We start from the raw sequence: 6,930 nt of genomic DNA, 5'->3' as shown, positions 1-6,930 counted from the left end.
ACCAACCAAAACAAACAAACACGACACACTATCGAGATCCCAAACAACACACCCACCAAGTATCCGCGGCGCCTTATCGGCATTCCGCTTCGCCTCGGAAGCGCCTAGAGAACTTTAGCGGTTCACACGAGCCGGGTCAAACCGGAGATCGGTGATCCCCGTCTCGTCTGGAACCTGCTCAGTTCCCGATTCCGCCTCCCGCGAGTCACCCCACAGGCGGCGGCGAGCGATTAATTTACGCACGTGCACCCAGGCCGTCAAACGCACGCGCGGTGACAACGGACACAGGTCGTCAGAGATCCAACGGAACTCGTTCAGGCGCTCCGTGCGACCGCCAGATTGCGGCGACCCTTGCGGACGAGCACGAGGCCGCCCGCCAGCAGCTGATCCGGGGTGACCGGCGCATCCTCATCGGTCACTTTGACGTTGTTCAGGTAGGCGCCTCCCGCAGCCACAGTCTTACGTGCGGCATTGCGGCCCTTCTCCAGACCTGCGGCCACCAACAGGTCGACAATCGTCGAACGACTCACCTCGAGGGGCGCTGCCGGCAGATCCGCGGTGGCGGCCGCGAGTGTCACCTCATCCAATGCGGTCAAGTCTCCCCTACCCCACAAAGCCTTAGTCGCCGCCTCGGCCTGCCCGGTCGCATCAGGGCCATGCACCCACATGGTTACTTCGTGCGCAAGTACGCGTTGAGCCTCACGCGCTTTCGGGTTGGTCACCACAGTGGCCTCCAGGCGTTCGATCTCCTCGCGCGCCAGGAAGGTGAAGACCTTGAGGAACCGCACCACGTCGGCGTCGTCCACCTGCAGCCAGAACTGGTAGAAGGCATAGGGGCTGAGCATGTCCGGGTTGAGCCAGATGGCTCCGCCTTCGCTCTTGCCGAACTTGGTCCCATCCGCCTTGGTGATCAGCGGGTTGGTCATTACATGTACAGCGGCACCCTCGACCTTGCGAATGAGGTCCATACCGCCCACTAGGTTGCCCCACTGATCATTGCCGCCAACCTCCAGAGTGCAACCGTGACGGCGGAACAGCTCCAGGTAGTCGTTCGCCTGAAGGACCTGGTAACTGAACTCGGTAAAGGAGATCCCCTCCTCACTGGCCAGGCGGCGTGCCACGATGTCCTTGGAAAGCATGGTTCCCATACGGAAGTGCTTGCCCAGATCTCTTAGGAAGTCGATCGCGCTCAGCTGCGCGGTCCAGTCCAGGTTGTTGACGATGCGCGCAGGGTTGTCGCCTTCGAAGTCGAGCAGGTGCTCGAGCTGGGAGCGCAGCCCCTGCGACCACTCGGCGACCACTGCTTTGGTGTTCAGCGTCCGCTCCCCCTTAGCGCGGGGATCGCCGATGAGTCCTGTAGCACCACCGACCAGAGCAAGCGGGTGGTGCCCCGCCAACTGCAGGTGCCGCATCACTTTGACGGCGACCAGGTGACCGTGATGCAGGGAGGGCGCGGTCGGGTCGAAGCCGCAGTAGAAGGTGACCGCCCCTGTGTTCAGCGCCGCACGAAGCGCGTCTATGTCGGTGTGCTGGGCGATCAGGCCCCGCCACTGCAGCTCGTCCAGGATATCGGTCACGGTCCGGTGCCTTCCTTGGTTCGTCCCGGTGCGTGGTGTCCGGGGCCGGCGCATTCGCCCGGCGCGGGCTAGTCTGCCACGGCATCCCGGTTCCCCGGGTGAGGCGGCGGAGCGACGGACGAGTACGGTGGCAGGCCAATAACCAACATCTGGGAAGGCCTCAACTGCGCCCAGATGTCCGGGCCGAGTCCGGGACCTGCCGCACCTGCACCGAACCGATCCCGATCATGGGGCCGTAGACCTCCCAACCGCCAACGGCGCGGGCCCGCCTGCCGGCTTCGATGATCAACCCGTGCAGGTCAACCAGTTCGGCAAGGCTCAGTTCCTCGGCATGGATGTCGGCCTCCAGCGCGCGCCTGGTAGTTTCGTAGTCGCGGCGGACCCCGTAGCCGGCCTGTCGTAGAAGGCGTCGCCCGTAGGTGTCGAAGATGAAGCGGCGTCTGCCGTAGACCATCAGCGCCACCACGTCAGCGCTCTCCGGACCTATGCCGGGCAGGGCCATCAGTGCGGCACGCAGGGCGTCATCGCCCAGTTCCTCAGCGGCCCTCCCATCCGCAGACAGCATCCAGGTGGCGAAGGCACGCAGCGATCGTGCCTTCGCCCGCATGAACCCGGCCGGGCGGATGAGCGTGGTCAGTTCCGAATCGGTCAGACACAGCAATTGCTCGGCTTCGAATCCGGTGGCCTCCCGCAACCGGTCCAGCGCTCGTTCAACATTCGTCCAGGCCGTGTTCTGCACCAGCACGATCCCACACACGTATTCGAAGGGAGTCTGCGCAGGCCAGACCGGCGCCTCCCCCAGTTCAGTACGCAGGATCGTCAGTAGGTCGCGCACTGGCAGCGGCTGAGGACCCCCGGTCAATGGCCCGATCCCAAAGGTCGATCCCATACCAGCGAGTAGCGCCAGTAGAAGCGACGGCGTACCCGCGATCCTGGCAGGATCTGGGCGGCTGCCGCGCGAATCTCCCGCAGTGACTCACGCGCCGGTGCCGTGGGTACGCCGATGTCGCGCTGCTCGTGGTGGAGCAGGCTCGCGACGCGAATGGGCACCACACTCAGTGCACTCAGCAACCAGTCCACGACGGAGGTATCGGCGGCCAGACCGATGATCAGCAGTCTGCCTCCCGGGGCCACCAGCGCAGCCATGCGCTCCAGCCCCTCTGCCAGGGGCAGGTGGTGCAGGACCGCCACGCAGGTGACGGTGTCGAATTCTCCCAGACCGTCGACCTCATTCGGCTTCATCACATCCGCCTGCCGTACACACGCCCCGTCGGTGCCCACGAGTCGGCGACGAGCACGCCCAACCGCCTCTTGGTCCAGCTCAATCCCGACGACCTCGTCGCAGACGGCCGCGAGCCGCTCCATGAGCAGTCCCTCACCGCAGCCCACATCCAGGGCGCGCCCACCACGCCTGGCGGCGTCGGCCACGAGCTCGTCGTGGAAGGCCGCATTGTGGTTCCAGTAACAGATGGGTGGTGGGGAGGCCGCGGCTGTCATCCTGCGTCCCTCCTCCGGGTCCGGGGGCGGGCGGGTTTGTAGGGGGAGACCGTGGGCTCGCCATCGATCCAGAAGCGCCACGGGTAGGCGCTCCCGTCTCCGCCGGGGCCGGCTACGCCCGTACGTGGGCCGGTGCGCAGACGTCCCGACCCGAGTTCCCGACCCGGCTCGGGCAGGGCGAGCGAGATACGGGATCTGGGAGGGCCGAGCCGGGCCCCGTCGTCGTCTCGGGTCAGGCCCAGCGCCTGGCACAGGCGTGCTGGGCCTCGAGCCAGATCACGGTCTACGTGCGCTGCCTGGCGACGCCGACGCGCCAGTTCGAGCCCGTCCGTCACCTCCCCGCCACGCAGAAGCACGGCACGGGGAAGGCCGGCTGGACCGCAGACGAGATTTACGCAGTAGTGCATGCCGTAGGTGAAGTAGACGTAGACGACGCCGGCGGCTTCGAACATGGAGGCGTTGCGCGCGGTACGGCCGCGGTGGGCGTGGGAGCCGGGGTCGGTCTCGCCCCGGTAGGCCTCGACCTCCGTCAACCGCACCGACACCGCTCCCTGCGGGGAAGACACGGTCAGGACCGCTCCGAGCAGCCTCGGGGCCACTTCAACCGGGTCGCCGACCAGGGCCGACACCACTTCTGCGGGCACCCCTGCGGCACCCGCAGGCTCTTCGCGGGACGAGTCCGTTGCAGACGCTTCCAGCCGTGTCATACGCCCGGCTCCTAGGCCTCGCGGTAGGCGGTTCCGGAACCGCCCGCAGGCCCGTCCAATAGCGATCCCTCCCAGGCGAACACGCGCAGTTCGGCGGAGTGCTCGATGGCGCGGGCCAGTTGCTCAACCACCCGCACCGGGGCAGTTCCGCCGTGGCCGGCCCGAGCGGCGACAGATCCTTCGGCGGAAAGTACCTTGCGCACCTGTGCCGTCAGCCGCGAATCGATGGCCTCAAACTCCTCATCGGTAAGATCCCACAGCTCAATTCCGCGCTGCTCGCATGCGCGCACACAGGCACCGGACAGCTCATGGGCCTCGCGGAACGGGACCCCCTGTTTGACCAACCACTCGGCAATATCGGTGGCCAGGGAGAAGCCCTGGGGGGCCAGGGAGGCCATACGCTCGTAGTTGAGCCGCATGGTGGCGACCATGCCCGACACGGCGGGCAGCAACACGGCGAGCGTGTCGACGGCGTCGAAGACGGGTTCCTTGTCCTCCTGCAGGTCTCGATCATAGGCGAGCGGCAGGGCCTTGAGGGTGGCCAGCAGCCCGGACAGATCGCCGATGAGTCGACCTGCCTTGCCACGGGCCAGTTCGGCGACGTCGGGGTTCTTCTTCTGCGGCATGATGGAGGAACCGGTGGAGAAGGAGTCGTCAAGAGTGACGAAGTCGAACTCCTTGGTGTTCCAGATGATGATCTCCTCCGCCAGACGGGAGACGTCCACGGCCGTCATGGCCAGCACGAAGGACATCTCGGCAACCGTGTCGCGGGCGGCGGTACCGTCGATGGAGTTCTCACAGGCCGCATCGAAGCCGAGGTCTGCGGCCACGGCGTCGGGGTCGAGGCCAAGAGTGTTGCCGGCCAGCGCCCCGGAACCGTAGGGGCTGACAGCGGCACGTGTATCCCAGTCCCGCAGCCGCTCAACGTCGCGCATGAGCGGCCAGGTATGGGCGAGCAGCTGGTGGGCGACCAGCACCGGCTGGGCGTGCTGCAGGTGGGTGCGGCCCGGCATGATGGCCTCACCGGCGGCAGCGGCCTGATCGATGAGTGAATCGACCACGTCGAGCACCAATCCGGCCAGGTGGCGCGCCTGATCGCGCAGGTACATGCGAATCAGGGTGGCGATCTGGTCATTGCGGGAGCGGCCTGCACGGAGCCGACCGCCCAGATCCTGCCCGGCGCGTTCCATGAGTCCGCGTTCAAGGGCCGTGTGTACGTCCTCGTCAGCGGGTGCCGGGGAGAAGGCACCGGAGACGACATCCTCCTCCAACCGATCCAGGGCGCCCAGCATGCCGTCCAGTTGGTCGCGGTCGAGCAGACCGGCGGTACGCAGGGCGCGGGCGTGCGCACGGGAGCCGGCGATGTCGTAGCGGGCCAGGCGCCAATCGAAGTGGGTGGAGATCGACAGTGCCGCCAGGGCGTCGGCGGGACCACCGGTGAAGCGGCCGCCCCACAGGCTGATACCGGCTGGGGCGGTGGGAGCGGCGGGGGTCTGACTCGGCTGACTCGTCATGGGGCCCATCATGGCTCATCGTGACGGCCGGACGTGAGTGCGTTCGCTGCACGGACCGACGCGAGACCCTCGAGTTCCGGACCGTCATCGGAGCCGCGGGGCGCTCCGACGCTCCCGGTTTCGCCGCCACCGGCGGCGTCCCCATCAGCGGCGCGGTTACGCTCGTAGAGCCGGTGCAGCCCCAGCCAGGTACCCAGCGCGCACACGAGTACCCAGTTGCCCTCGCTCAGCAGCCGGGACTCGGTGAATGATTGCACGGTCATGGCTGTCATCAGCAGGGCGGGCAGCAGTACCGAGGCGTCGGAGTCAATGTTGCGCAGGGCCAGGCGGAAGGAGCGATAAAGGAGCAGTATCACCAGGACGACGACGAGTGTCGCCCCGACGACGCCGGTCTGAAACAGTGCCTCGATGTAGGCGTTGTGGGCGCTCATGGTGGGGGTGCCGTCCGGGCGGATCACGAGAGTGGCGAACACCGGCAACCAAGGAACCCAGTACATGATCCACCCCCACCCCAGGATTGTATGGTCCTCCCACAGATCCAGTACCCGCTGCCAGATCTCCCAACGGCCCGACATGTCCGTGCTGCGGCCCAGCGCCGCCGTCACATGGGAGTGCCAGCCGATCGCGGCCGCGATGAGCGCCACGCCCGCAGCCGCCGCGGTCACGAGCACCGCCGGACGCCAACTGGGCCGGATCAGGCGCACCACCCACAGCAGCAGGCAAACGGCGGCGCACACGGCCAGCGCGACCGATACGGTTGCTGAACCTGCGAGCGCCAGCACTAGCAGCGACGTGCCCGTCCAGACGATCAGCCCTAATGGGCTCACCCTTCGATCCGCCCAGCGCACCACCACGCACAACAGGGTGAGCAGGGCTATGAAGGCCAGCGGGTTACGGTTGCCGACAATTCCTTGAATCGGGCCGCCGTTGAACAGGTCCCCGTTTACCCAGTAATACGAGATCGGCACCTCTTCCCAGTCGCGCATATACAGCGGTATGAGCGGATGGCGCAGCACCAGGGCCACCCACGCCTCCAGCAGCAGGCTCAGCACGAGGGTGGCCTCCAGGGCGCGACTGAGGGCATCGGTCAGTTGGCGCAGAGACAGACCGCATGCCAGCAGTACGCCGGTCGCACTGGTGGCGACCATCAGAAGTGCCGCCAGCACCGTTTCGCGAGGATATTGGGACCAGATGACACTTAGAACGCAGACAATCACGTAGGCCGTCGTCACCGGAGGCAGTGCGCGCCACGGCACACGGTGCCCCTCGCGCACGAACACCACTAGGAGTGCGATGCCGCTGAGCGCGGCCAGCAGCCCGAAGGGCCACCAGCCGATGAGATCACGCACCCCCTGGCCGGAGAAGGTCAGGAAGAATGCCCAGGTGCCGAAAACGGGCAGCAGCGGGCGGCGCGAGCCGCGGACGGTCACGGGAACGCGAGCACGGTCATCGGTTGGCACGCTTCTCCTTGCGGGTGGTTGCCTTCAAGTTCCTCGCCGCCCGGATCTAGGCGACGGATGGGGAGGGACGATACGGCAGTGCGTCATACCGGCCGACAGCGTCAGAAGCGTAACCGTCTTCGGGCCTGATCGAGGTGCAATAAACATTGCAGGAGAAGAATCGGCCTCGGGCACC

General features: G+C 66.6%; 6 protein-coding genes. All 6 read right to left on the bottom strand.

From position 1 onward, the window contains the following. Positions 1 to 314: 314 nt before the first annotated feature. The 6 genes from tyrS to Q4A20_RS10890 all read right to left on the bottom strand — a co-directional run bounded on the left by tyrS (position 315) and on the right by Q4A20_RS10890 (position 6,755). The gene (tyrS, locus tag Q4A20_RS10915; RefSeq protein WP_303122905.1) at positions 315 to 1,577 is read right to left on the bottom strand and encodes a tyrosine--tRNA ligase; all 1,263 of its coding nucleotides are present in this window, start codon (positions 1,575 to 1,577) and stop codon (positions 315 to 317) included. Between the two features lie 160 nt (positions 1,578 to 1,737). Continuing rightward, positions 1,738 to 2,439 carry an endonuclease III domain-containing protein gene (locus Q4A20_RS10910; protein ID WP_303122904.1) on the bottom strand — a complete coding sequence of 234 codons (702 nt, stop codon included), beginning with the start codon at positions 2,437 to 2,439 and terminating at the stop codon, positions 1,738 to 1,740. Further along, entirely contained in the window at positions 2,436 to 3,074 is a 639-nt protein-coding gene (locus Q4A20_RS10905; protein WP_303122903.1) for a bifunctional 2-polyprenyl-6-hydroxyphenol methylase/3-demethylubiquinol 3-O-methyltransferase UbiG, read from the bottom strand. Before Q4A20_RS10905 ends, Q4A20_RS10910 begins: the two co-directional genes overlap by 4 nt. Next, positions 3,071 to 3,781, bottom strand: a complete 711-nt coding sequence (locus Q4A20_RS10900; protein ID WP_303122901.1) for a DNA-3-methyladenine glycosylase — start codon at positions 3,779 to 3,781, stop codon at positions 3,071 to 3,073. Before Q4A20_RS10900 ends, Q4A20_RS10905 begins: the two co-directional genes overlap by 4 nt. A gap of 11 nt (positions 3,782 to 3,792) precedes the next feature. Further along, entirely contained in the window at positions 3,793 to 5,295 is a 1,503-nt protein-coding gene (argH, locus tag Q4A20_RS10895) for an argininosuccinate lyase (RefSeq protein ID WP_303122899.1), read from the bottom strand. 8 nt (positions 5,296 to 5,303) lie between these two features. Continuing rightward, entirely contained in the window at positions 5,304 to 6,755 is a 1,452-nt protein-coding gene (locus tag Q4A20_RS10890) for an O-antigen ligase (RefSeq protein ID WP_303122897.1), read from the bottom strand. Between the last annotated feature and the right edge of the window lie 175 nt (positions 6,756 to 6,930).

It is taken from the genome of Actinomyces sp. (assembly GCF_030530635.1).
Classification (GTDB): domain Bacteria; phylum Actinomycetota; class Actinomycetes; order Actinomycetales; family Actinomycetaceae; genus Actinomyces.
This window is presented reverse-complemented; position numbering and strand designations above follow the sequence as displayed.